Source organism: Frondihabitans sp. PhB161, assembly GCF_003814635.1.
Classification (GTDB): domain Bacteria; phylum Actinomycetota; class Actinomycetes; order Actinomycetales; family Microbacteriaceae; genus Frondihabitans.
The window spans coordinates 177,692-199,867 of sequence record NZ_RKQW01000004.1 but is presented as its reverse complement, the minus strand read 5'-3'; the positions used below and the strand labels follow the sequence as shown (position 1 = coordinate 199,867).

The 22,176-nt window shown below is 67.3% G+C and carries 18 protein-coding genes; 2 read left to right on the top strand and 16 right to left on the bottom strand.

The features are described from left to right. Window positions 1-43 precede the first annotated feature (43 nt). The 14 genes from EDF39_RS15660 to EDF39_RS15595 form a co-directional block, all read right to left on the bottom strand. The gene (locus EDF39_RS15660) at window positions 44-1,165 is read right to left on the bottom strand and encodes a branched-chain amino acid aminotransferase (protein WP_123944583.1); all 1,122 of its coding nucleotides are present in this window, start codon (window positions 1,163-1,165) and stop codon (window positions 44-46) included. 12 nt (window positions 1,166-1,177) lie between these two features. Further along, the gene (locus EDF39_RS15655) at window positions 1,178-2,251 is read right to left on the bottom strand and encodes a 3-isopropylmalate dehydrogenase (protein ID WP_123944581.1); all 1,074 of its coding nucleotides are present in this window, start codon (window positions 2,249-2,251) and stop codon (window positions 1,178-1,180) included. Window positions 2,252-2,380: 129 nt separating this feature from the next. Then, the gene (serA, locus tag EDF39_RS15650; protein WP_123944579.1) at window positions 2,381-3,970 is read right to left on the bottom strand and encodes a phosphoglycerate dehydrogenase; all 1,590 of its coding nucleotides are present in this window, start codon (window positions 3,968-3,970) and stop codon (window positions 2,381-2,383) included. Between the two features lie 454 nt (window positions 3,971-4,424). Then, window positions 4,425-4,826 (bottom strand): hypothetical protein, encoded by a 402-nt coding sequence (locus EDF39_RS15645; protein WP_123944577.1) that lies wholly within the window; start codon window positions 4,824-4,826, stop codon window positions 4,425-4,427. Beyond that, window positions 4,823-5,302 (bottom strand): hypothetical protein, encoded by a 480-nt coding sequence (locus EDF39_RS15640; protein ID WP_123944575.1) that lies wholly within the window; start codon window positions 5,300-5,302, stop codon window positions 4,823-4,825. Before EDF39_RS15640 ends, EDF39_RS15645 begins: the two co-directional genes overlap by 4 nt. Next, window positions 5,299-6,471 (bottom strand): mannitol-1-phosphate 5-dehydrogenase, encoded by a 1,173-nt coding sequence (locus EDF39_RS15635; RefSeq protein WP_123944572.1) that lies wholly within the window; start codon window positions 6,469-6,471, stop codon window positions 5,299-5,301. Before EDF39_RS15635 ends, EDF39_RS15640 begins: the two co-directional genes overlap by 4 nt. A gap of 123 nt (window positions 6,472-6,594) precedes the next feature. After that, window positions 6,595-7,620 (bottom strand): ketol-acid reductoisomerase, encoded by a 1,026-nt coding sequence (ilvC, locus tag EDF39_RS15630; RefSeq protein ID WP_055958915.1) that lies wholly within the window; start codon window positions 7,618-7,620, stop codon window positions 6,595-6,597. 79 nt (window positions 7,621-7,699) lie between these two features. Next, complete coding sequence (gene ilvN / locus EDF39_RS15625) at window positions 7,700-8,206, bottom strand: acetolactate synthase small subunit (protein WP_055958918.1); 507 nt, start codon at window positions 8,204-8,206, stop codon at window positions 7,700-7,702. Continuing rightward, entirely contained in the window at window positions 8,203-10,065 is a 1,863-nt protein-coding gene (locus EDF39_RS15620; protein WP_123944569.1) for an acetolactate synthase large subunit, read from the bottom strand. The genes ilvN and EDF39_RS15620 overlap by 4 nt, the downstream gene beginning before the upstream one ends. A gap of 74 nt (window positions 10,066-10,139) precedes the next feature. Beyond that, window positions 10,140-11,924: a dihydroxy-acid dehydratase gene (gene ilvD, locus EDF39_RS15615; RefSeq protein WP_233573165.1), complete on the bottom strand. Its 1,785-nt coding sequence runs from the start codon at window positions 11,922-11,924 to the stop codon at window positions 10,140-10,142. 10 nt (window positions 11,925-11,934) lie between these two features. Beyond that, window positions 11,935-12,741 carry a hypothetical protein gene (locus EDF39_RS15610; protein ID WP_123944567.1) on the bottom strand — a complete coding sequence of 269 codons (807 nt, stop codon included), beginning with the start codon at window positions 12,739-12,741 and terminating at the stop codon, window positions 11,935-11,937. A gap of 268 nt (window positions 12,742-13,009) precedes the next feature. Beyond that, the gene (otsB, locus tag EDF39_RS15605) at window positions 13,010-13,828 is read right to left on the bottom strand and encodes a trehalose-phosphatase (RefSeq protein ID WP_123944565.1); all 819 of its coding nucleotides are present in this window, start codon (window positions 13,826-13,828) and stop codon (window positions 13,010-13,012) included. After that, window positions 13,825-15,393, bottom strand: coding sequence for a trehalose-6-phosphate synthase (locus EDF39_RS15600; RefSeq protein ID WP_123944563.1), 1,569 nt, complete (start codon window positions 15,391-15,393; stop codon window positions 13,825-13,827). Before EDF39_RS15600 ends, otsB begins: the two co-directional genes overlap by 4 nt. Before the next feature lie 278 nt (window positions 15,394-15,671). Further along, window positions 15,672-16,442 (bottom strand): fructosamine kinase family protein, encoded by a 771-nt coding sequence (locus tag EDF39_RS15595; RefSeq protein WP_123944561.1) that lies wholly within the window; start codon window positions 16,440-16,442, stop codon window positions 15,672-15,674. A gap of 213 nt (window positions 16,443-16,655) precedes the next feature. Between EDF39_RS15595 and EDF39_RS15590 the strand changes: the two genes are divergently transcribed. Both EDF39_RS15590 and EDF39_RS15585 read left to right on the top strand, forming a co-directional pair. Next, window positions 16,656-17,624, top strand: coding sequence for a magnesium transporter CorA family protein (locus EDF39_RS15590; protein ID WP_123944559.1), 969 nt, complete (start codon window positions 16,656-16,658; stop codon window positions 17,622-17,624). 52 nt (window positions 17,625-17,676) lie between these two features. Continuing rightward, window positions 17,677-18,507, top strand: a complete 831-nt coding sequence (locus tag EDF39_RS15585) for a sugar phosphate isomerase/epimerase (RefSeq protein WP_123944557.1) — start codon at window positions 17,677-17,679, stop codon at window positions 18,505-18,507. A 108-nt stretch (window positions 18,508-18,615) separates the two neighbouring features. On the opposite strand, the gene EDF39_RS15580 is transcribed toward EDF39_RS15585, so the two are convergent. Next, window positions 18,616-20,748: an Ig-like domain repeat protein gene (locus EDF39_RS15580; RefSeq protein ID WP_123944555.1), complete on the bottom strand. Its 2,133-nt coding sequence runs from the start codon at window positions 20,746-20,748 to the stop codon at window positions 18,616-18,618. 125 nt (window positions 20,749-20,873) lie between these two features. Further along, window positions 20,874-22,094 (bottom strand): HupE/UreJ family protein, encoded by a 1,221-nt coding sequence (locus EDF39_RS15575; RefSeq protein ID WP_233573164.1) that lies wholly within the window; start codon window positions 22,092-22,094, stop codon window positions 20,874-20,876. Window positions 22,095-22,176: the final 82 nt, after the last annotated feature.

Sequence of the window (22,176 nt, the reverse complement as noted above, 5' to 3'; positions counted from 1 at the left end):
GGACCCGACCACAAGTGCGATCTCGGCATTGCGTCTCGGCTACCTAGGCGTCGAGGCGCGTCAGCCAGCCATGAGGGTCGGGACGACGGCCGTACTGGATGTCGGTGAGCTCGGCCCGAAGAGCCAGGGTGAGCGAATCGGGGCCGGCCACCGGCGACGTGATCGTGAAGCCCTCGCCCTTCAGCTCTCCGATGGGCACGACGACGGCTGCTGTGCCGCACGCAAACACCTCGACGATGTCGCCGGATTCGACGCCCTCTTTCCACTCGGCCAAGCTGACGCGGCGCCGCACGACCGTGAGCCCACGGTCTTCGGCGAGCTGCAGGATCGAGTCGCGGGTGATGCCCTCGAGGATCGAGTCGGATTGCGGCGTCACGAGAGTGCCGTCTTTGTAGACGAGCACGACGTTCATGCCGCCCAGCTCTTCGATGTAGGTCGTGTCGACCGAGTCGAGGAACAACACCTGCGAGCAGCCGTTCGCGTAGGCCTCTTCTTGCGGGAGGAGCGAGGCGGCGTAGTTGCCACCGGTCTTGGCGGCTCCGGTGCCCCCCTTGCCCGCTCGCGAGTAGTTGGTCGACAGCCAGATGGAGACGGGAGCCACACCGCCGGGGAAGTACGCGCCAGCGGGGCTCGCGATCACGTAGTAGCTCACTTTGTGAGCGGCGCGCACCCCGAGGAAGCTCTCGGTCGCGATCATGAAGGGCCGGAGGTACAGGCTCGTCTCCTCGGCGGAGGGCACCCAGTCTTTATCGATCTGGACTATCTGCTTCAGCGACTCGACGAAGTCGTCGACCGACAGCTGCGGCAGGGCGAGGCGAGCTGCCGAGCGCTGCAGGCGGCGGCCGTTGGCGTCGGGGCGGAACGTCCAGACCGAGCCGTCGGCATGACGGTAGGCCTTGATGCCCTCGAAGATCTCTTGGCCATAGTGGAGCACCGAGGCGGCCGGATCGAGCGACAGCGGGCCGTACGGAATCACCGCGGCGTCATGCCAGCCGTCTTCGGTGTTCCACTCGATCTGCACCATGTGGTCGGTGAAGAACTTGCCGAAACCGGGGTCGGAGAGCATGACCTCGCGCTCGGCGTCGGCGCGCGATGCCGCCGAGGGGGTCAGCTCGAAGTGGAGCGGGAAGGTATCGCTCGAGGGGGTTGTGGTGTTCGTAGACATTGTGGTTGCCACCTATCGGGATGAAGAAGTGAGGCTCACGGCGGCGGCGATTGCATCGCCGATCTCGGCCGTGGTGCGGGGTGACCCAGCAGTGCGGTCAGCAATGTCGCTCTCGACCGCCGCGGTGACTCGCGCCGACTCGGTTTCGAGACCGAGGTGGTCGAGCAGGAGTGCCGTCGAGAGGATCGCAGCCGTGGGATCGGCCTTCTGCTGACCGGCGATGTCGGGAGCGGAACCGTGCACCGGCTCGAACATGCTGGGGAAGGCGCCGTCGGGGTTGATGTTGCCCGAGGCTGCCAGGCCGATGCCGCCGCTGATCGCGCCGGCCAGATCGGTGAGAATGTCGCCGAAGAGGTTGTCTGTGACGATAACGTCGAACCTAGCAGGATCTGCAACGAGGTGGATCGTCGCAGCGTCGACGTGCTGGTAGTCGACTGCCACACCGGGGTATTCCGCGGAGACGGCATCGACGGTGCGCTGCCAGAGCGAACCCGAGAAGACGAGCACGTTGGTTTTGTGCACGAGAGTCAGCCGATGAGCCGGGCGCTTCTGTGCCAGCTCGAACGCATAGCGGACGACGCGCTCGACGCCGTAGGCCGTGTTGACGCTGACCTCGTTGGCGATCTCGTGGGGAGTGCCCGTGCGGAGTGACCCGCCGTTGCCGACGTACGGGCCCTCGGTGCCCTCACGGACGACGACGAAATCGACCTCGCCTGGCGTCGATAGCGGCGACGGCACGCCGGGGTAGACCTTGGTCGGACGCAGGTTGACGTAGTGGTCGAGCGCGAAGCGCAGCTTGAGCAGCAGCCCCCGCTCGATGATGCCGCCCTTGAGTGCGGGGTCGCGCGGATCTCCGCCGACGGCGCCCAGCAGGATGGCGTCGTGCCCTGCGATGGCGGCGAGATCGTCGTCGGTGAGGATGTCGCCGGTGGCCTTGAAGCGCGCCGCACCAAGGGAGAACTCGGTCACGTCGAACTCTGTCTCGCCTCCGAGAGTCGCGGCCCGAAGCACCTTGAGCGCCTCCGCGACGACCTCGGGACCGATGCCATCGCCCGGAATGCTTGCCAGACGGACCGTGCGACTCATGCGTTCTCCTGTCGGATCGACGCCGCGACTTCCGCGGCCGGGATCGGATTCCAGCTTACCGAGACGGCCGACACCCGAGGAGCGTTCTCCACAGGGTGCCGGCCGCGGTTCAGCAGGTCGAATGCAGCGTCAGAGGGTGACGTCGATCTCTTGCAGCACGTCGGCGTCGATTGCGCGACGGACCTTCTCCAGCAGCCCCTCGGGCGCCGGGCTGTCGATGGTGAGCACGCTCAGCGCGACTCCCCCGGGCGACGTCCGCGCGATCTGCATGCCGGCGATGTTGATGCTGGCCTCGCCGAATTCCTTGCCGTAGACCGCGACGATGCCGGGCCGGTCGGTGTAGAGCATCACGATGTGGTGGGCCGCGATGGGCACCTCGACGTCGTAGCCGTTGATCTCGACGATCTTCTCGACCTGCTTCGTGCCGGTCAGAGTGCCCGAAACCGAGATCTGGCGGCCGTCGGACAGCGCGCCGCGAATCGTGATGATGTTGCGGTACTCCTCCGAAACCGAGTCGGTGAGGAGGCGCACCGTCACGCCACGCTGCTCGGCGAGGATCGGCGCGTTGACGTAGCTCACGGTCTCTTGCACGGCATCGGAGAAGACCCCCTTGAGCGCAGCGAGCTTGTAGACGCTGACGTCGAACTCGGTGAGGTCGCCGTGCACCTCGACGTCGATCGAGGTCAGCGGGCTGTCGGCGAGGCCGGCGAAGACCTGGCCGAGCTTCTCGACCAGCGGGATGCCGGGGCGGACGTACTCGTCGATCACTCCCCCGGCGACGTTGACCGCGTCGGGCACGAGTTCACCGCCGAGAGCCAACCGAACGGAACGAGCGACCGAGACGCCGGCCTTCTCCTGCGCCTCGTCGGTGGAGGCGCCGAGGTGCGGCGTGACGATCACGTTGTCGAGGCCGAGTAGGTCGTGGTTCGTGGGTGGCTCCGAGACGAAGACGTCGAGGCCGGCTCCGGCGATGGTGTCAGTGGTGAGTGCCTCGTAGAGCGCCTCCTCGTCGATCAAGCCGCCGCGAGCCACGTTGACGATGAAGGCGGTCGGCTTCATCTTCGCGAGCTGCTCGGTCGAGATCATGCCGGTGGTCTCGGGCGTCTTGGGCATGTGGATCGTGATGAAGTCGCTGGTCTCGAGCAGTTCGTCGAGGGTCAGCAGGGTCACGCCCAGCTGCTGCGCGCGCGTCGGCGTGATGTAGGGGTCGAAGGCGACGACGTTCATGCCGAAGGCCTGGAGGCGAGCGGTGATGAGCGCACCGATGCGGCCGAGGCCGATGATGCCGACGGTCTTCTCGAACAGCTCGACACCGGTGTATTTCGAGCGCTTCCACTGCCCCTGGGCCAGAGCGCTGTGAGCGGCCGGGATGTGACGGGCCAGGCTCAGGATGTGCCCGACAGTCAGCTCGGCGGCCGAGATGATGTTCGACGTCGGAGCGTTGACCACCATGACGCCCGCGTTCGTCGCGGCCTTGATGTCGACGTTGTCGAGGCCGACCCCGGCGCGCGCGACGACCTGCAGGTTCGGGGCGGCGGCGATCGCCTCGGCATCGACCTTCGTGGCCGAGCGCACGAGGATCGCGTTCGCGTCCGACAGCGCCGAGAGCAGCGCGGGCCGATCGGTGCCGTCGACGGTGCGCACGTCGAAATCGGGCCCGAGGGCATCGACGGTGGCGGGTGACAGTTCTTCGGCAATCAGCACGATCGGCTTGGCCACGAGGAGTCCTAACGCTTGCGGGGTGGAAGTCGTTCCACCCTAGCCACGGGGCCACGAGGATCCGGGCCACCCGACCCCGGCACGACGCCATTCCTGGGAATCCGCAGTGCATGCCCAGCGTGGCCGGACCATATTCGCCACGGCCATTTCAAAGGGATCTCCGCCGTTCAATGCCGTGCACCTGTTCAGGCGAGCCGCGGGCTGCACGTCTCTTGGATCGCGACGATCGCTGTGGCCGGGGCGCCTCGGATCCTTACTTCTGGTGCGAGGCGCAGCATGGAGCTCCTGAATTCAGGAGGGAGGTGGGGTTTCTCCGGAGTTCAGGATCCGACCGGGAGGCGGGTCCTGCAGAGGCAACGTAAGAGGACGCTCAACCTGAATAGGGCACCAGCGCCCCTGAACTCAGGAAGCGCGCACCCGCGTTTAGCGCCAGTGCAACCTGATCTCAGGAGCGTCAGAGCACCGACGACGCCCGAAAGACGTAGCTCGTCAGGCTGACCGTCAGCGCGCAGACCCCGGCATACGCGACGACGAAGAACACGATCCGAGCCCGCAGGCCGCGACCCCGACCCAGCCACCACGCGGCACCCCACCCGAGCACCGGCAGGAGCAGGGTCGCGATGAGCGCGGGCCACGGCGTCGATTTGGCGAGCTCGCCGGCACCGTTCTGCGTGACGAACGACCGGTACTGGTCGAAGAGCGCCGGCACTTGGATCAGGTTGCCGACCGCCGCCCAGACGCTCCAGGCGAAGATCAGCGCGGTGACGGTGAACAGTATCGCCAAGCCGACGAAGCCGGGCGAGGCTTCTTCAGTGGGCTGGACTTCGAGAGCGTCGGTGTCTGTGGTGCTGCTCACAAGAGGTTTCCGATCACAAAGGGCCACGGAACGAGGATCACGACGGCCGCGATGAACGACAGAATTCTGGTGCGCGATCGAGTCGTCGGGACCAGCCACACGGTCGCGGCGAACCAGATGGCCGGTGCGGCGACGGCCAGCCAGGTGCCGATGCGCCACATCACCGCGGCGAGGGTGCTGTCGAACGACGGCTGGACGCTGCCGACACCGCGAAGCCAGGCCACCGTGTAGAGCAGCAGCAGGGCACCGAAGACTCCGTGTGCCACGAGCATGCCCGACGAGAGCACACCCTCGGGCAGTTCATCGTCGTCTTCTTCATCGTCGAATTCGTCATCGGGGGCACTGCTGTCACGAGAAGTCGCGGGGCCCTCGACGTAGCTCTTGTCGCTCGACGTGCCCCAGCTCAGCGCCTCGTCGTCGGAGTCGACCGGCTCGGACTCGACCGATTCGGAGCCCACCTGGTCGGGGCGGCTCATGCGGGAACCCTCGCCGCGACCCGGTCGGCCACCGCGTCGACGAGAGCGGGAAAGAGCGGATGGCCGGGGAACACGCCGGTCAGTGTCTCGGCGAGAAGCGGAGCACCGGCACCCGAGCGGAGCAGCGACTGCAGCTCTCGGCTTTCGACGTCGTCGGGCACGTCGAAGTCGAGCGCCGCGCGGACAGCGCGCACCAGTGCGTCGAACGGAAGCCCACGCTCGGCGAGCTGAGCCGCGGGCCCGACGAGCCGCTCGTGACGACTGACCTTGCTGAGGGGGTTGCGGCCGACACGCCCGGTCGTATCGGGCAGGTGCGGGTCGGCGATGCGCTCGAGGTTCCGATCGATGTACGCCTGCTGCTCGGCCGGATCGAGGCCGTACTTCGCGACGAGCAGCGTCTTCGTCTCGGACAGCACCGAGAGCACCTCGGAGTGCACGTCGGGCGCAGCCAGAGCCTCACGGATGCTGGCGATCCCGTGCGACCAGCCGTAGTAGGCGGCCGCAGCGTGAGCCGTGTTGACGGTGAAGAGCTTGCGTTCGATGAACGGCTCGAGGTCGTCGACCCAGGTGACGCCGTCGATCGTCGGGTGCTCGGCGTCACCGAACGCCCCCCGATCAACGATCCATTCGGCGAACGACTCGATGGTGACGTCGAGGCCCGGAGTCTGCTCGGGCACGATGCGGTCGATCTCGCAGTTCGCGAAAACCGCCCGCTCGCGGACGAGCTGCTCGCCGTGGTCGTGGACCCGACCAACGACGGCGGCGAGGGTGGACGAGGCGCCGATGGCGGTCTCGCAGGCGATCACGGTGAGCGGGGGCAGGTGCGCGGGGCGCTGGGCGAGACCGCGGGCGAGAAGCGATGCCAGGGAGGGCAGGATCCTCGGCCCCACGGAAGTCGTCACGATGTCGGCTGTTGAAATCTCGTGCACGACCGCGGCCTCGTCGAGCCGGTTGTCGATCGCGCGGTAACCGCTGACCGTGGTGGTGTTATCAGAGTCGCCGCCGATGGCGTGGACGTCGTACGACGGGGTCGAGTTGAGAGTGCGGACCAGTTCGGTGTTGACGTCAGCGAAGACGAGCTCGTACCCACTGGCCTGGAGGTACTGGCCGATGAATCCGCGGCCGATGTTTCCGGCGCCGAAGTGGACGGCTTTCTTGCTCACAACCATCCTTCGATCATCGCACGGGTGAGGCGCAGCGAAACGACACCGCCTTCGGCCGAAGATACCGGTGATCACCGGTGTCTCGGCCCGAAAGCGGTGTCGTTTCTGTCACAACTGACTGGGAAGGGACTAGCGCGCGGCTGAACCGTCGACGTAGTCGGAGTCTTGCTGCTTCCAGGCGAACAGGGCGCGGAGCTCCTGGCCGGTGGCCTCGATCGGGTGCTCCTCGCCCTTCTTGCGGAGCGACTTGAACTCGGGGGCACCGGCGTCTTGGTCGTCGATGAAGCGCTTCGCGAAGGCACCCGACTGGATGTCGGCGAGAACGGCCTTCATGTTGTCTTTCACGTCGGGCGTGATCACACGGGGGCCCGAGACGTAGTCGCCGTACTCGGCCGTGTCGGAGACCGACCAGCGCTGCTTGGCGAGGCCACCCTCCCAGATGAGGTCGACGATGAGCTTGAGTTCGTGCAGTACCTCGAAGTAGGCGATCTGCGGCTGGTAGCCCGCCTCGGTGAGGGTCTCGAAACCGTACTGGATGAGCTGCGAGGTGCCACCGCAGAGGACGGCCTGCTCGCCGAAGAGGTCGGTCTCGGTCTCTTCGGTGAAGGTGGTCTTGATGCCGCCGGCGCGAAGGCCGCCGATGCCCTTGGAGTACGACCAGGCGAGATCCCAGGCGGAACCGGTCGCGTCTTCTTCGACGGCGACGATCACGGGGACGCCGCGGCCGGCCTCGAACTCACGGCGGACGGTGTGACCCGGGCCCTTGGGGGCGACGAGAACGACGTCGATGCCCTCGGGAGCTTCGATGTAGCCGAAGCGGATGTTGAAGCCGTGGCCGAAGACGAGTGCGTTGCCGGCCTCGATGTTCGGTGCGATGTCGTCTTTGTAGACGTGGCGCTGCACCTGGTCGGGCGCGAGGATCACGATGACGTCGCCCCACTTGGACGCCGCGTCGGGAGTGAGCACCTGGAATCCGGCCTCTTCGGCCTTGGCGCGGCTCTTCGAGCCCTCCTTCAGACCGATGACGACCTCGACGCCGGAGTCGCGGAGGTTCAGCGCGTGCGCGTGACCCTGCGAGCCGTAGCCGATGACAGCGACCTTCTTGCCCTGGATGATCGAGAGGTCGGCATCTTTGTCGTAGACGATTTCAGTCACGTTCGTGGTTCTCCTTGTGTTGGGTGAAGCAGTTCTAGTTCGAGAAGATCTGGTCTGGTTCGAGAACAGCTGGGTACTGCTAGTTCTTGAACACGCGGTCGGTGATGCTCTTGGCACCGCGACCGATTGCGAGCAGGCCCGACTGCGATATCTCTTTGATCCCGTAGGGCTCGAGCACGCGGAGCAGAGCCGTCGTTTTGCCGGTGTCGCCAGTGACCTCGATCACGAGGGCATCGGTCGACACGTCGACCACGCTGGCGCGGAAGAGGTTGACGGCCTCGAGCACCTGGGAGCGAGAGTTGTTGTCGACGCGCACTTTGATCAGCATGTGCTCGCGCTGAACCGACTGCGAGTAGTCGAGCTCGACGATCTTGATGACGTTGATCAGCTTGTTGAGCTGCTTCGTGACCTGCTCGAGCGGGAGCTCCTCGACGTCGACGACGACCGTGATACGGCTGAGGCCGGGGATCTCGCTCTTGCCGACGGCGAGGCTCTCGATGTTGAAGCCGCGACGGGCGAACAGCCCCGCGACACGGGTCAGCAGACCCGGCTTGTCTTCGACGAGCAGCGAAAGGACGTGGCTCATGCGTGCTCTCCTGTCATGTCGCCGTCGCGGGTGGTGTCGGACGCACTGGTGCCCGGCGCCTCGTCGTCCCACTCGGGGGCGAGTTCGCGCGCGTGCTGGATCTCGGAGTTGGAGACGCCCTGCGGAACCATCGGCCAGACCATGGCGTCGCGGCTCACGACGAAGTCGATCACGACCGGGCGGTCGTTGGTGGCGAGAGCGAGCTGGATGGCCGCGTCGATCTCGTCTTCGCGGGTGACCCGGATGCCGAGCGCACCGTAGGCGTCGGCCAGCTTGACGAAGTCGGGGACCATCCTGGTCTCGTGGCCGGTGTTCAGGTCGGTGAACGAGTGGCGGCCCTCATAGAAGAGCGTCTGCCACTGCCGCACCATGCCGAGCGACGAGTTGTTGATGATCGCGACCTTGATCGGGATGTCGTTGATGACGCAGGTGGCTAGCTCCTGGTTGGTCATCTGGAAGCAGCCGTCGCCGTCGATCGCCCAGACGACGCGGTCGGGCTGGCTGACCTTGGCGCCCATCGCGGCGGGCACCGAGTAGCCCATCGTGCCGGCGCCGCCCGAGTTGAGCCAGGCGTGCGGGCGCTCGTACTCGATGAACTGGGCGGCCCACATCTGGTGCTGACCGACCCCCGAGGCGTAGACAGCCTCGGGGCCCGAGAGCTGACCGATGCGCTGGATGACCTTCTGCGGAGAGAGGAGTCCGTCGTCGGGCTCGGTGTAGCCCAGCGGGAACTGCTCGCGAAGCGAGTTGAGGCGCGTCCACCATGCGGAGATGTCGGGCTGACCGCCCGAGGTCGCGTCGGCGAAGGCCGCCGTGAGGTCGATGATGACCTCGCGGGCGTCGCCCACGATCGGCACGTCGGCGATGCGGATCTTCGAGATCTCGGCGGGGTCGATGTCGACGTGGACGACCTTGGCGTTCGGCGCGAACAGGTCGGCCTTGCCGGTTACTCGGTCGTCGAACCGCGCACCCAGAGCCACGATCAGATCGCTCTCCTGGAGACCGAGGACGGCGGGCACGGTGCCGTGCATTCCGGGCATGCCGAGGTGCTGCTGGTGGGTGTCGGGGAAAGCTCCCCGCGCCATGAGGGTCGTGACGACGGGAGCGCCGGTGGCCTCGACGAGCGTCTTGAGCTCGGCGGACGCACCGGAGCGGATCACTCCTCCCCCGACGTAGAAGACCGGCTGCTTGGCCTCGGCCAGCATCTGGGCGGCCGCCGTGATCTGCTTGCCGTGCGCCTTCGTGATCGGGCGGTAGCCGGGCAGGTCGACCGACTCGGGCCAGACGAACGGTGCCTTCAGCTGCTGGGCGTCTTTGGTGATGTCGACGAGCACCGGGCCGGGACGGCCGGTCGAGGCGATCTGGTACGCGGCCGCGAGGGTCGCCGGGATGTCTTCCGGCTTGGTCACGAGGAACGAGTGCTTCGTGATCGGCATCGTGATGCCCACGATGTCGGCCTCCTGGAAGGCGTCCGTTCCCATCAGGGTCGAGAACACCTGGCCGGTGATGGCGAGGAGCGGCACAGAGTCCATGTAGGCGTTGGCGATCGCCGTCACCAGGTTCGTCGCACCGGGGCCGGAGGTCGCGATCGCGACGCCCACCCGACCGGAGGCCGAGGCGTAGCCCTCGGCGGCGTGGCCGGCGCCCTGTTCGTGGCGCACGAGGATGTGTCGGATCGTCGTCGAGGCCATCAGCTCGTCGTAGAACGGGATGATCGCCCCACCGGGCAGACCGAAGACGTCGGTGACGCCGAGCTTCTCGAGCGAGCGGAGGATCGCGCCCGAACCGGTCAGGATCTCGGGGCCGGCCGGACGCGTGCGCGCCGGGGCCGTGGGCAGGGGGCTGATTTCTGGAGGCATCGGTGCCGATTCCTTGGGAGCTGGTGATTGACGAGAGGCTGCCCGCCCGGGCAGTGTCAGGCGACGACGGGGCGTCAGTAGGTGACGGCGCCCTCTGCTGCGGATCTCACCTGGCGTGCGTACTTGGCGAGGACCCCCCGGGTATACACGGGAGGCAGAGGTGCCCAGCCGTCACGGCGGGCTTCTAGCTCTGCTGCATCGACGAGTAGGTCGAGCGAACGAGCTGCGATATCGACCCGAATCAGATCACCATCGCGCACGAATGCGATCGGACCGGAGTCGACCGCTTCGGGTGCTATGTGGCCGATGCACAGGCCGGTTGTGCCGCCTGAGAATCGTCCGTCCGTCAACAGTAGTACATCTTTGCCGAGCCCAGCGCCCTTGATCGCGGCCGTGATGGCGAGCATCTCGCGCATGCCGGGGCCGCCCTTCGGACCCTCATAGCGGATGATCACCACGTCGCCCTTGGCGATACGCCCCTCGGTGAGGGCGTCCATCGCGGCACGCTCCCGCTCGAAGACCCGAGCTGGGCCCTCGAACACCTCGGCGTCGAACCCGGCGGTCTTGACGACGGCGCCCTCGGGAGCCAAGGATCCGCTGAGCACCGTGAGTCCGCCGGTCGGGTGGATCGGGTTGTCGAGGGTGCGGAGCACCTCGCCGTCGAGCGGCTTCGGCTTGATGTCGGCCAGGTTCTCGGCCACGGTCTTGCCGGTGACGGTGAGGCAGTCGCCGTGCAGCAGACCGGCGTCGAGCAGTGCCTTCATGACGACGGGCACGCCACCGTGGCGGTCGACGTCGTTCATGACGTACTTGCCGAAGGGCTTGAGGTCACCGATGTGAGGCACCTTGTCGCCGATGCGGTTGAAGTCGTCGATGGTCAGCTCGACCTCGGCCTCGTAGGCGATCGCGAGCAGGTGGAGAACGACGTTGGTCGAGCCGCCGAATGCCATGGCAACGGCGATCGCGTTCTCGAAGGCGTCTTTGGTGAGGATGTCGCGCGCCGTGATGCCCTTCTTGAGCATGTTGACGACGGCCTCGCCCGAGCGGTGGGCGAAGTAGTCGCGGCGACGATCGGCGGAGGGCGGCGAAGCGGATCCTGGAAGCGACATACCGAGGGCTTCGGCGACCGAGGCCATCGTGTTGGCCGTGTACATGCCGCCGCAGGCGCCCTCGCCCGGGGCGATCGCGCACTCGATGGCGTAGAGGTCTTCCTCCGAGATGGTGCCGGCCTTCGCCGCGCCCACCGCCTCGAACGAGTCGATGATCGTCACGTCTTTCTCGGTGCCGTCGCTCAGCTTGACCCAGCCGGGGGCGATCGATCCGGCGTAGAGGAACACGCTGGCGAGGTCGAGACGCGCCGCAGCCATGAGCATGCCGGGGAGCGACTTGTCGCAGCCGGCGAGCATGACCGATCCGTCGAGACGCTCGGCCATCATCACGGTCTCGACGCTGTCGGCGATGACCTCGCGAGAGACGAGCGAGAAGTGCATGCCCTCGTGGCCCATGGCGATGCCGTCCGAGACGGAGATCGTGCCGAACTGCAGCGGGTAGCCGCCGCCCGAGTGGACACCCTCTTTGGCACCCTGGGCGAGACGGTTCAGCGAGAGGTTGCAGGGCGTGATCTCGTTCCACGACGACGCGATGCCGATCTGCGGTTTTTCCCAGTCGGCGTCGCCCATTCCGACCGCGCGGAGCATTCCGCGCGACGTGGTGGCTTCGATGCCGTCGGTGACGTCTCTGCTGCGGGGCTTGATGTCGATAGGGGCCGCGTCGGTAGGGACCGCGTCGATGGCTGCCGCGTCGGTAGCTGCCGCGTCGACGCCGTCGTCAGAAGCCCTGGCCGTGAAGTTCTCAGACATGTCGCTCAGTTTAGGGCTTCGTCGAGGGCGCACCGGACCGGACGACGATGGCGCCTGAACTCGTGTCGAGGGTGACGTGGGTGCTCGCCTGCGGCGTGGCCGAGAGGTCGACGGACTCCGGCGATTTCTGCCCGGCGGGGAACGGCGAGACCCCGAGGATCCCGGCGGAAATGTTCCACCGCGCAGAGATCGAGGCGCCACCGGCCGTGACCAGATCGAGGCGCACGCCCGTCGCCGCAGCCTGGGCCCGCGGCGTGCACGAGCTGGCTCCGCGCGTGGATCCGACGCTCAAGACGAGGCAGTACGACCGATCGGTGCCCCGGGCGACCCAGATGCCGGCCCCACCGTCGGACTGCCCCCACTGCGCCAAGACGCGCCGCGTGCTCGACGCGTCGATGCGAGGCAGGGTCACGTCGGGGATGTCGCCTTTCGTCTGCACCTGGTCGAAGTACTCGTCTCCGAGCGTTTCGGCGACGGCACCGTCGGCCGCGCTCGCCCGCTGAACGGCGCTCGACACGGGGGTGCCCGGACTGTCGCCGGTGCTCGCGGCACGGATGGACTGCGACACGCCGGCCCCGATCAGGGCGGCGGCGATCACGGCCACCACTCCCCCGGCCAGCCAGGCGCGAGCGGGGCGGGCGCGAGGCTCGTGTTGCCCTCCGGCGTCGCCTTCGGCGGGGGCGAGCGCAGGATCCTGGGCTGCCCGCTTCGTCACGGACGTGCCGCCGAGCAGACGGTTCAGCTCCGCGACATCGGCCGGGTCGGGCGTCGCTCGGCCGTAGACCCGGCGCTCAAGATCACGACGACGATCGTCCATGGGTCGATTGTGCGCTTTTGCGGGCTGTTCCGGCACTTCACGACTACATCACGCGCCGACGCGCTGACCTGCTCGGTAAGAGGCGATAAAATACCGCCCGCGAGAGGGCAGTGGGCCTGCCACAGTGCGAGAGTGGCCGAATGGGGCCCTGGGGCCGTCGAAGACCCCCACTTCGGCACTCTCGACACGGGAGACGTTGCCGCCCGGAGAGCAGACCGCCGACAGCCAACGCTGGACGCCCTCCGGCGGCCGGCGAGGCGGGCGGAGGCTAGGAGCGGCCCAGATGCGCGCGCAGCTCGGCGAGATCGGCCAGCACGTGAGCGACAGCGGCCGGATCGGCTACCCGGTAGCCCGCCGCCGTCTCGCCGGGGCCGCACTTGAGGCCGAAGTCGGTGGCCGTCAGAGCGCGGAATCCGTCTTCGTCGGTCACGTCGTCGCCCGCGAAGAAGATCGCCGTTGCACCCGTCATTTCGCGGAGTCGATCGAGGCCGTCGCCCTTGGAGGCACTGCGGACCGCGAATTCGAGCACGTTCTTGCCCGCCCGCTCGGTGGCTCCTGCGGCCGTCTCGGCGACGCGACGCCGAGCCTCTCGCTCGACGGTGGCAGTGACCTCGGCGTCGGCGAGCCGGGTGTGCAAAGCGAACCCGGCGGGCTTCTCTTCGACATGGACCTCGTCGAAGGGAGCGGCGACCTCGGTCAGGATCGTCTGCAGCTCGGCTCGGAGCGCCTGCTCGTCGTCGTCGAGCCCGACCTCGGCATCGCCGTCGATGCGGTACTCCACCCCGTGCGAGCCCACCAGCAAGATCGAGTCGGGCGCCTCCGAGACCTCGATCAGGCTGTCGAGGGCACGACCGGAGACGAGCGCGACGTGCGTCTCGGGCAGTCCGGACAGTCGCAACATGGCCTCGTGCGCCTCGGGAAGAGCACGCGCGTGGAGCGGCGCATCGACCTCGGGGGCAAGGGTGCCGTCGAAGTCGAGCGCGACCAGGAGGCGCGGGGCCGTCGCGAGAATGCCGAGGGCGTCAGCGAAAGCGGTGTCGGACGATTCGGCCGGGGTCGAGCCGACGTTCGGCGTCACGGCGCTCATGCTGCAGGCTCCGACGAGGCCGAGCCGTCGGTCGATGCGGCGTCGTTCGACGCCACCTCGGACCCCTTCGGTGGAGCGGCGACGCGATGGCCGGGCCGCACATCGGCCAGCGCCTCCAAGAACTTCGCCGACCAGGCCGCGACGTCGTTGTCGAGCACACGGCGGCGGAGGGCGCGCATACGCGTGACCCGGTCGCGCTTCGGCATCTCGATGGCGCGCATGATCGTGTTCTTGAGGCCGCCGATGTCGTGCGGGTTGATCAGCAACGCACTTCGCAGCTCGTCGGCCGCACCGGCGAACTCGCTCAAGATGAGGACGCCGTCGTTGTCGTGGCGCACAGCCACGTACTCCTTGGCGACGAGGTTCATACCGTCGCGAAGGGCCGTGACGAGCATGATGTCGGCCGCGAGATAGAGCGCGACCATCTCTTCGCGCGGGTAGCCGTGGTGGTGGTAGCTGATGGCGGTGTGGCTCATCGTCGCGAAGTCGCCGTTGATGCGCCCCACGGTCAGCTCGATCTCGTCGCGGAGCTCCATGTAAGCGGCCACCCGCTCACGGCTCGGTGAGGCCACCTGCACGAGGGTGGCGTCTTCGACATCCAGACGGCCGTCGTGGAGGAGCTCGCCGAACGCCTTCATACGGTGGCGGATGCCCTTGGTGTAGTCGAGGCGGTCGACGCCCAGGATCACCGTCTTGGGGTTGCCGAGACCCTCACGGATCTCCCGCGCCCGAGCCTGGATATCGGGGCGCCGCGACAGCGCCTCGTAGCCCGCGGAGTCGATCGAGATCGGGAACTGCTTGGCCAGCACCCGGCGCACCTTCTTGCCGCGTCGCTCGAGCGGGGCCGACTCGTCGTCGACCGGCACGTCGATGTAGGGGCGGGTGGTCGCGTAGCCGAGGAGGTGACGAACCGACCGGGAGAAGTTCGAGGCGTCGTCGGCGCGCTGGAACCCGATCACGTCGGCCCCGAGCAGGCCGGTCAGGATCGCCTCGCGCCAGGGCAGCTGCGAGAAGATGCCGAGGGGAGGGAACGGGATGTGGTTGAAGAAGCCGATCGTCAGATCGGGGCGCAGTTCGCGGAGGTACTGCGGCACGAGCTGGAGCTGGTAATCCTGCACCCAGACGACACCACCCTGCTCGGCGACCTCGGCGGCACGCTGGGCGAAGCGTCGGTTGACCTTGACGTACGACTCCCACCAGACGCGGTGGTAGGTCGGCGCCGAGATGACGTCGTGGTAGAGCGGCCAGAGGGTGTCGTTGCTGAATCCCTCGTAGTAGCGCTCGACCTCTTCGGCGCTGAGAGGCACCGGCACGACGTTGATGCCGTCGTTCTCGAAAGGCTCGAACTCGAGGTCGGGCTTGCCGGCCCAGCCGATCCAGGCGCCGTCGTTGACGCGCATGACGGGCTCCAGCGCGGTGACGAGCCCGCCCGGAGAGTGCTCCCACTTCACGTCGCCGTTCTCGCCGATGGTGTGGTCGACGGGAAGGCGGTTCGAGACGACGACGAAACCGTAGGTCTCGCCGGTGGTCGGCTCAGTGGCGGGGTGTTCGGCCTGGTCAGACATGGTGAAGAGGTGCTCCGCTCGATCTCTCGGGGGCTTCGCCCCGGGCGCTCAAAGGCTATCAGCGGGTCGAACCGGTCGGTTGAGCGTCGTTGCGATGCTGGGCTCGGCGTCGTCGCGGCGCCAATTTGAGAGTGCATGGGGTGGGCCGCCTCACCCGTGACTGCCGCACGGAGGTGCGGCGCGCGGATCGCTCGCAAATTCGCGCAGAATCCGACGGGCCGGGCCCCGCAGGACCCTGCACGGGCGAGCGCAGGATCCGACGGGCCGAGCCCCGCAGGCTACGAGAGCAGGTCGAGGGTCGCGTCGGCGGCTCGGGCCAGCGCGACCCCGTAGCTCCGGCCGTGCCCGGCCGCGTGCACCGCGAGCGGGTGCAGCTGGTGCAGCGGCACCCGCTCCTGCCAGCCCGCACGAAGCGGCGCGGCAGCGTCGTACGCCGCGAGGAGGTCGTCGAGGAACGGGCACCCGAAGAGCGCGAGCATCGCCAGATCGGTCTCACGGTGGCCTCCGTGCGCCGCAGGATCGATGAGGACGACGCCGCCGGCCGAGAAGAGCACGTTGCCGGCCCAGAGGTCGCCGTGGAGCCTCGACGGCGCGTCGCCATCGTCAAACGCTCCGTGTGAGATCGCGTCGCAGGTGTCTCGGATCCTGCGTTCTTCGGTCTCGGTGACGGTTCCGGCTTTGACGGCGATTTCGACGTACGGCAGGATGCGCTGCTGCGCGTAGAAGACGCCCCAGGTGGGCTTCGGGTCGGTTCGCATCGGGCGGCTGCCGATAAAGGTGGGGCCGCTCCAGCCGGTGGGCGGTGCGCCGAAGGCGGCGGCTCCGGCGGCGTGCGTGACGGCGAGTGCGGCGCCGAAGGCGCGCGCCGCGTCGACAGTGGGCCGCGCCTCGTGGATCTCTTCGAGGGCGATGCGCCCTGGTGCGACCTCGTCGACGCCCGCGACGCGCGCTCCCCCGTCGGCGGTGGTTTCGCCGAGCCACGCGAGCCCCGCCGCTTCGGCCTCGAAGAAGCCGTCGGGTGCGTCGGGCCGGGTCTTGATAAAGCTCATCGCTTCAGTCTGCCCCGCGTCAGTGCCCGAACGCCGCCCGGATGGCGGTGAAGGCGCAGAGGCCGGGGAGATGCCTGACCCGAGGAGTGCGTCCTGCACATCGTCAATTTGAGAGCGATCGGCGGCGGCGTCCTCACCCGTTACTGCCGTGCAGGGGTGCGTCGACAGGATCGCTCGCAAATTCGCACTGGAGCGCCGGGCTACGATCTCGGAATGCACCGCACCCGCGCCTACCGCGCCGGCGAACTCGTCGGCGAAGACTTCGCCATCGACGACGTCAGCGACTACCTCGAATCCGATGACTGCATGATCTGGGTCGACTTCGTGAATCCGACGAAAGCCGACATCGACAAGGTCGGCGACGAGATGAACCTGCACGAGCTCGCGATCGAGGACGCCCTCGAGCCCAGCCAGCGACCGAAGCTCGACCGGTACGAGAACTTCCTGTTCGCGGTGATGTACAACGTCGCCTTCGATCAGGACTCGGGCACCATGGCGACGCACGAGGTCAAGGCGTTCATCACCAAGAGGGCGATGGTCACGATCCACGACGAGGGATTCGACGCAACGCAGCTGATGAGGACCTGGGACGACAACAAGGATCTCTCGTCGAAAGGCGTGGCCTTTCTCGTCTGGGGGCTCCTCGACCGCATCGTCGACAACCAGTACGACACGGCCGACGCCCTCGACGACGCGATCGACGGGCTCGAGGAGAACCTCTTCGACATCAAGCAGCAGACGATGGAGATCCAGCGCAGGTCGTTCGCCCTGCGCAAGAGCCTCGTGACGCTCCGCCGCGTCGTGAACCCGATGCGCGAGATCCTGAACACCCTGCTGCGTCGCGACGACACCAAGTTCGCCCCCGACATGGGTCCGTACTTCCAAGACGTGTACGACCACGTGCTGCGGGTGATTGAGCAGACCGACAGCCTGCGTGACCTCGTGTCGACGATCCTCGACACGAACCTCAGCATCCAGAGCAATCGCATGAACCTGGTGATGAAGAAGGTGACGAGCTGGGCCGCGATCATCGCGGTGCCCACGGCCATCACGGGGTACTTCGGCCAGAACGTGCCCTTCCCCGGTTTCGGGCACGAGGGCGGCGTGATCTTCTCCAGCATCGCTATCGTCGCGGTCTCGTTGACGCTGTATGCCTCCTTCAAGCGGCGAGACTGGCTGTAACAAGCCACGTAGCGTTCACTGATACGCCACATGCACGATCTACCGTGGCGCCATGATTCGCGTCGGCATGAGCACCTCCTGCGCCTTCCCCCTCGGCCTCGCCGAAGCCTTCTCGCTGTCGCGCGAGGTCGGATTCGACGGCGTCGAGATCATGGTCACGAACGATCCGGCGACGCACCGCGCGTCTCGGATCCTCGAGCTCTCGCGCGAGACGGGGCAACCGGTCCTCTCGATCCATGCACCCGTGCTGCTGCTCACGCACTTCGTGTGGGGCCGCGACCAGCGAGTCAAGCTCGAGCGGTCAGCCGAACTCGCCCGCGAAGTGGGTGCGTCGACGGTCGTCGTGCACCCGCCGTTCCGCTGGCAGCAGAGCTACGCCGAGGAGTTCCTCGACGTCGTGCGAGCGGTGGCCTGCCGCTACGAAGTCACCGTCGCCGTCGAGAACATGTTCCCGTGGAAGATCGCGGGTCGGTCGATGAAGATGTACGCGCCTGGCTGGGATCCGAGCCTGATGGACTGCGACGCCGCCACCCTCGACTTCTCGCACGCCTCGCTGTCGGGCCGCGACTCACTCGAGCTGGCCCGGGCCCTCGACGGGCGGCTCCGCCACGTGCATCTCTGCGACGGCTCGCGCGTCTCGGACGATGGCGGCATCTTCGACGAGCACCTCGTACCCGGCCGCGGCAAAGAGCCGGTCGCCGCAGTGCTCCGCGAGTTGGCGGCGCGCGACTGGTCGGGATCCATCATCGCCGAGGTAAACACCAAGAAGGCAGGATCCGACACGGTCCGGCTTGCACTGCTCCGCGAGACGCTGGCATTCGCTCGCGTGGCGCTGCAGGAAGGCCGCGCGGCTGCCGCCCCGCGCGTCGAGCTCGCCCGCTAGTCGCGCCTTCTTTTCGGGCCCTGGCGAGTGCACGAAAACGGCCCCCGAACCGTAGTTCGGGGGCCGTTTCTGCACTTTCGGCGACTCAGCGCCGTCGTGCCATTCGGGCTACTTGACGGTCACCGACAGCGTGGAGCTGGTGCTGGAGGCGATCTTGGGCGTCGCCGAGAAGACGACGTGCAGCTTGTGCGTGCCCTTCTTCAGCGAGACCGTTGCCGACCCGGTGCCGGACGCGATCGTGACCTTCTTGATCGACGTCGTGCCGTCCTTGATCGTGGCGGTGCCGCCGACCGTGAGGCCGGACGCCTTGACCGAGACGGTGACCTTCTTGGCCCAGTACTTCAGGGTCGTGGTCGAGGGAGCTTTGGTGACCGTGACCGCCGTGCTCTTCGACGCCGAGTCGGATCCTGAGTATTCCGAGTCGTTCGCGAACGACGCCGTGATGGCGTGGCTGCCGATCGCGAAGGTCTTCGGGAGCGTGAGGCTGGCCTTGCCGTTTGTCGCGGTCGCCGTGCCGAGCTTCGTGGTGCCCTCAAAGAAGGTGACCTCGCCGCCCTGCGTGCCGATTCCGCCCGAGACGGTCGCGGTGACAGTCACCGGCGAAGCCGAGCCGTAGGCCTGCGACGACTTCGAGACGCTCACCGTGGTGGTGGTCGTCGGAAGCGCCCCGAGAAGCGTGAAGCTGTCGACGAGCGAACCGATCGCGGCCGGGTCGGCGGTGGCCGTCGGCTGAAGCGTGACGCCGCAGCTCGAGACCTTGCCGTTGACGACGGCCGAGTTCGGAGCGGAGCAGTCACCGGCCCGGACGGTGTCGACCTTGAGCTTCGAATCGGTGACCGACACCTTCGTGTAGGTGCGGACGTGCTCCTGGTTCTCGACCGAGTTAGCCCAGTGGCGCTTGCCGGTGGGGTCGAGCGGGTCGGCCCCGTAGCCGCCCTGCGTGGCGTCGGGCGTGGTGAGGTCGTAGTACTTCGAGCCGGAGGCCGAGTTGGCGGTCACGTAGATGACTCCGCCGGGGCCGGCGAAGACCTCGGGGGCTGCGGGCTGCTCGGCCTTGTTCGCCTTCTTGCCGTTCTTGATGGCGTAGCTGCGCGAGTAGCTGTGGTCGTGGCCCTGGAGCACGACGTCGACGCCGAGATCCGAGAAGGCCTTCGTGAAGTCGAAACGACGCTGCTGGTTGTCGGTGTCGTTCGCGTGGTCGGCCGGCGAGTAGATCGAGTGGTGGTAGACGAGCGCGGTCCACTTCGCGTCGTCGCCGTAGCGGTTGATGACGTCGCGGACGTAGCTCACGTGCTGAGCGTCGGAGCCGCCCGAGTAGGCGTTCGAGTTGATGTCGATGAACAGGACGCCCTTGTACATGTACCAGTAGTCGCCGCCCGAGGTCGTCGTCGTCGCGCCGCCCGGGTAGAAGTCCGGCACCTTGAGCGAGTTCGGCACCTTGTTGTGCTGCTCGTACGACTTGCCGCCCACGTCGTGGTTGCCGATCGTCGAAGCCCAGGGGTACTGCTTCAGGATGGACGAGCTGTCGGCGAAGGCGCCCCACTCGTACTCGTTGTTGGCGTGCTCGATCTGGTCGCCGCCCGAGACGAGGAGCTCGGCGTTCGGCGTGTTCGTGGTGGCGTAGTTGAGCGTCGCAGCCCAGCCGGCGCCGTCGTCGTCGGTGAAGCCCGACGAGCCGATCTGCGGGTCGCCGAAGAACAGGAAGTCGAAGTCACCCGAGAAGCTCTTCGTCGTGAACGTGTACGACGTCGACCAGGCGCTGCCGTCCGCCGCGCCGACGCGGTAGGTGTAGCTGGTGTTCGGCTGCAGGTCGGAGATCGTCGCGTGCGCGTTGATGTAGCCCGACTCCGCGGTGATGCCGGGGATCGACTTCGTGTTCGAGTCGGTGGTGCTCGTGTCGGCAGCCGTGTTCAGCGCCTTGCTGGCGGCGATGGTCTGCGCGGCCGGAGTGAAGGCGCCGCCGGTCATCTCGCTGGTCTTCTGAATCACGAGCGACTGGTCGACGTTCGTCGGGAAGTACCAGGAGGCGATGCGCTGGCTCTCAGTTGCGCCGACGCCGAGCAGAATGTGGATCGGCGCGCCAGTGGCCGAGATGTTGCTGGTGGGGGTGTTCGTGGCGGCTTCCGCCTGGCTGGTGCCGATGAAGGAGGCGCCGGCGAGCAGCGCTGCCCCGAGGAACACCCCGCCGACACGGAGTGAGGTCGATCTGCGCCGGCTGTCGGCGACTGTGGTGAAGCTCATGCGTATGGTCCGTTTCTCGTGATCAGAGGAGGTCATGCACGAAAGACTTTGCCGAAGCCGCACAAACGATAAGTAAACGCTGAATGGCCTTCTTGCACGGAACGCAGGATCCGGCCCGGCCGACCTCAGCCCGCGGCCACTCTCTCGACGAACCAGATCATCCCCATCACGAACACCCCCGCCGTGACGATGCCGGTCACGACGAGTGACGCCCGGTGTGCCCGCTTGCGGAGCACCGACAGGGGCGGGAACACGAGGACGATGATCGCCAGCTGGACCGCCTCGATTCCGACGTTGAAGATCAGCAGCGAGATCAGCAACTGCCCCGAGAACGCCTCGTGGATGCCCAGGGCTCCCGCGAAGCCGAGCCCGTGGATGAGGCCGAATCCGAACACGACCGCGAGTCGGGCCCAGCCGGCACGATCGAGGGCGAAGTGCCCTGCCGACGCCGGTACGACGAGCTCGTCGGCGCCGGAGCGACGACGCCAGAGCCGCCACAGATACCACCCGGCGACCGCAGCGATCGACAGGGCGATGAGCGGCTCCACGACGATCGACGGCGGACTGACGACGCCGAGAGCGGCGAGGATGAACGTGATGGAGTGCGCGACGGTGAACGCCGACGCGGCCAGGACGACCTCCCGGAGCCGACGCGATCCGGCGATCAGCGCGACGAGGAACAGCAGGTGGTCGATGCCGCCGAGGAGGTGCTCGGCCCCGAGGCGGAAGAACTCACCGAACCGCTGGAACGAGGTCTGCTCGGTCGAGAACGACTTCTGCTGAGCGTCGAGGGTCGCGGATCCTTGTTTCCCGTCGACGGCGTAGACCACGATCGTCTTGGTGCCGGTCACGAACGTCTCGCTGTCGGGAAAGAGCGTCGATGTGACCGTGTGCCCGCTCTGAGTCTTCGACGGGGCGGGGCAGCTGTAGTCGACGACGAGGTTCGCGTAGGGCACCTCGTCCTGGAGGTCGACGGTGACGTTCTTCTGCAGTTCGGCGGTGCACTTCTCGCCGCCGGCCGCCCTCACGCTGAACCGCTTCGACACGTAGTCGGCCAGGGCGTCGTGGTTCTGTTCCGCCGCCTCGACCATGCCGGGATAGTCGCCGTCGTCCCAGGCCTTCTGGCCCACGCGATAGAAGGCGTCGTCTTTCTCGCTGGTGCCCACCGACACCAGCATCAGGTCGTACTCGAGGGCGAGCTTCGCCTGCACGCGCTCCGGCTCGGTCGACGAGACGTGCGCGTACACGACGGACGAGAATCCGTGGGCCGAGGCAGCCGAAGCGCCGACGAACACGGACGCCGCGAGGAGGGCGAGAAGGAGCAGGGCACTGCTGAGACGGGTCACTGGCAAGACGATTGCGCGTGCGGGTGGACGGGAGGGGAACAGTCGGTGACCGGCCCGCAGACAGATCGACGCTCGCCCCTTT

Bases quoted from the DNA above. Each gene is read 5' to 3' on its own strand.
- EDF39_RS15660 (WP_123944583.1), bottom strand. From the start codon at position 1,165: ATGTCTACGAACACCACAACCCCCTCGAGCGATACCTTCCCGCTCCAC.
- EDF39_RS15655 (WP_123944581.1), bottom strand. From the start codon at position 2,251: ATGAGTCGCACGGTCCGTCTGGCAAGCATTCCGGGCGATGGCATCGGT.
- EDF39_RS15640 (WP_123944575.1), bottom strand. From the start codon at position 5,302: ATGAGCCGCCCCGACCAGGTGGGCTCCGAATCGGTCGAGTCCGAGCCG.
- EDF39_RS15635 (WP_123944572.1), bottom strand. From the start codon at position 6,471: ATGGTTGTGAGCAAGAAAGCCGTCCACTTCGGCGCCGGAAACATCGGC.
- ilvN (WP_055958918.1), bottom strand. From the start codon at position 8,206: ATGAGCCACGTCCTTTCGCTGCTCGTCGAAGACAAGCCGGGTCTGCTG.
- EDF39_RS15620 (WP_123944569.1), bottom strand. From the start codon at position 10,065: ATGCCTCCAGAAATCAGCCCCCTGCCCACGGCCCCGGCGCGCACGCGT.
- ilvD (WP_233573165.1), bottom strand. From the start codon at position 11,924: ATGTCTGAGAACTTCACGGCCAGGGCTTCTGACGACGGCGTCGACGCG.
- EDF39_RS15610 (WP_123944567.1), bottom strand. From the start codon at position 12,741: ATGGACGATCGTCGTCGTGATCTTGAGCGCCGGGTCTACGGCCGAGCG.
- otsB (WP_123944565.1), bottom strand. From the start codon at position 13,828: ATGAGCGCCGTGACGCCGAACGTCGGCTCGACCCCGGCCGAATCGTCC.
- EDF39_RS15600 (WP_123944563.1), bottom strand. From the start codon at position 15,393: ATGTCTGACCAGGCCGAACACCCCGCCACTGAGCCGACCACCGGCGAG.
- EDF39_RS15595 (WP_123944561.1), bottom strand. From the start codon at position 16,442: ATGAGCTTTATCAAGACCCGGCCCGACGCACCCGACGGCTTCTTCGAG.
- EDF39_RS15590 (WP_123944559.1), top strand. From the start codon at position 16,656: ATGCACCGCACCCGCGCCTACCGCGCCGGCGAACTCGTCGGCGAAGAC.
- EDF39_RS15585 (WP_123944557.1), top strand. From the start codon at position 17,677: ATGATTCGCGTCGGCATGAGCACCTCCTGCGCCTTCCCCCTCGGCCTC.
- EDF39_RS15580 (WP_123944555.1), bottom strand. From the start codon at position 20,748: ATGAGCTTCACCACAGTCGCCGACAGCCGGCGCAGATCGACCTCACTC.